Raw genomic sequence first — 2156 nt, 5'->3', positions numbered from 1 at the left:
GCCGCCATCCCCGCACGGCCGGCGAGGCCGGGATCGACGACCACCGCCCACTCCCGCAGCATCCGCATCAGGTCATCCGCCGCGTCGATCAGGTCAGCCGACACCGGGGCCGGGAGATCCGGGCGGGACGAGGACACCATGACCCGGTCGTACACCGCCGCCTTCAGCGGGTCCGCGAGCGAGCGGAGGTGCGCGATCAGGTCGGGCGTCTCCCCCAGCAGGCGGCGAATCCGGCGGTAGCAGCCCTCACACAGCAGCACCCCCTCACGAGCCACCCGCGGCGCGCAGCCCGAGCATGACGCGACACCGGCGGCGAGCATGGCCGCGGCACGCTCGGAGCCGTCCTCGACCCCGAACCACGGGCATGTCGCGAAGTGCACATCACGGACAGTGCATCCGCGCACGCAATCTCGATCATGCATTGGCGCCCCTCCGCTTCACGTAGGCCCGCTGCACGCACGCCGCGGAGCAGTAGACCTTGTTCGACTGACGCCCTACGAACTCGCCGCCGCACTCCTTGCACCGTCGCTCGTATGTCGGCGCGCTCCTAACGCGCTGCGCTGCTCGCACGCAGGGCCTGCAGCGTCGGACGACCTTTCCATCGGCACGCTTCGTCCGGTACGCGTCATCCATCGAGTGGCCCCGCTGGCACACCCCTGTCCGGACGGCAATGCCCGCCGGCGAGAACGCGCGAATCGCGTTCTCCCGAGGGGTGACCGGCTCGAGGTGATCCGGGTTCACGCACCCCCGATTCCGGCACAGGTGATCTACCTGCATCCCCTTCGGAATGGGGCCCACCAGGAGCTCGTACGCGACCCGGTGCGCGACGAGACTCTTCCCGCGGAACGACACCCGCCCGTATCCGTTCTTGGTTCGGTGAGCCGTCCATTCCCAGCAGTACCCCGTGGGCTGCACCTTCTGCCAGAAGCGGCTCTCCGCCTCCCGGAACTCCGGGTCGTGCCGAGCGTTTTCGTTCGGCACCACGGCGTTGTGATCATAGACGAACTGGCCCCGAAGCAGACCGACGACCACGTTCTCCGGCTCTCCGCTCTGAACCGCGACGATTGCCCTGCCGATGCGAGCAGCGAGTTGATCCGCCAGTCCGTCAGAACGGGGTGTCGTCTCCATAGCTCCCACCTCAGACATCAGCCATCTCCTCGATCTCGCGCGCCTTCCGGCGGTGATAGGCGACGCTCTTCGGGTGACACCCGATCGCCTCGGCGATGTACGTCGCCGACTTGCCGGCGGCCGTGAGCTTGTGGATCATCGCGACCCCCTCTGCTGTGATGCGACCACCCTTGCCCTCCACCCCGTTCGTCAGTCGAGCACGCACCTCCGCGGTGATGACCGGCTCGGCAGGGCGTGGCTGTTGCAGGTGCTCGATGCCCTTCACGGCCGCCTCGAGACGCTGCTCGATCAGCTCCCGCGCCTCGACCTTCCGACCCGCGACTTCGGATGCGCGTTTCGCCGCCGCCTGGATCGCTCGCACCGTGTGAACGTGGAGGTGGATCGTGATCGGGATGCGGAAGTCACCAAGGCTCGTCATCGGACACCGTCCTTTCGTACTGCTCGACTCGTCTGAGGTATCGCTGCTCTGTCACCCACAGGTCGTGTCGGCGGCGGGCGGTCCCGCACGCCCCACAGTCGAGAGCGAACCTGTTGTGCGGATGCTCGGGGCAACCGATCGGCGGGGCATCCAGCAGCAGGGGACGCTCCGGCGGGGCCACCCGCTCCTGCTCGTCCGCCCACGCCGCCCACCGGCTCGCCCGCTCGTCCCCCTCGGCCCGCACACGCTCCCGCGCCCGCTCGCCCGCGCCCCCCATAGCCACGAACTCTCCGGAGGATTCCGGAACAGGCGGCGGCGGGTGCTCCGACTCCGTCGGGCGTTGCGTCACCAGCGGCCGGCGCAGCTCGAACCACGTCGAGCCGTTCGCCGTATAGATCGTCAGGAAGCCCGCCTCGTCCAGCATCAGCATCCACGTCTCCACGTCGGACGCCGTCACCGCCGGATCCCCCGGGAACGCTGCCCCCGCGATCAGGTCGGGCCGCAACTCCGCCCGCCCCTCGTCGTCCACCATGCCCCACAGGCACATGCCCGTCAGCCTCGCCATGTACGACGGCACCTTCAGCAGGCTCGCGTCCGTCCAATGCGACGG

At 69.1% G+C, this 2156-nt stretch carries 4 protein-coding genes; all 4 read right to left on the bottom strand.

The window, feature by feature from the left end; translation table 11 throughout:
* Positions 1 to 380: hypothetical protein (locus LL239_RS17425; protein WP_228164590.1), on the bottom strand; the 380-nt coding region annotated here is incomplete at its 3' end.
* Between the two features lie 34 nt (positions 381 to 414).
* Complete coding sequence (locus LL239_RS17420; RefSeq protein ID WP_228164589.1) at positions 415 to 1146, bottom strand: HNH endonuclease signature motif containing protein; 732 nt, start codon at positions 1144 to 1146, stop codon at positions 415 to 417.
* Positions 1139 to 1546: a hypothetical protein gene (locus LL239_RS17415; RefSeq protein WP_228164588.1), complete on the bottom strand. Its 408-nt coding sequence runs from the start codon at positions 1544 to 1546 to the stop codon at positions 1139 to 1141. The genes LL239_RS17420 and LL239_RS17415 overlap by 8 nt, the downstream gene beginning before the upstream one ends.
* Positions 1530 to 2156: hypothetical protein (locus tag LL239_RS17410; RefSeq protein ID WP_228164587.1), on the bottom strand; the 627-nt coding region annotated here is incomplete at its 5' end. The genes LL239_RS17415 and LL239_RS17410, both read right to left, overlap by 17 nt.

This window comes from Microbacterium testaceum, assembly GCF_020781835.1.
Classification (GTDB): Bacteria; Actinomycetota; Actinomycetes; order Actinomycetales; family Microbacteriaceae; genus Microbacterium; species Microbacterium testaceum_H.
Note: the sequence above shows the minus strand (reverse complement) of the source record. Positions and strands in the feature narration are given on the sequence as shown.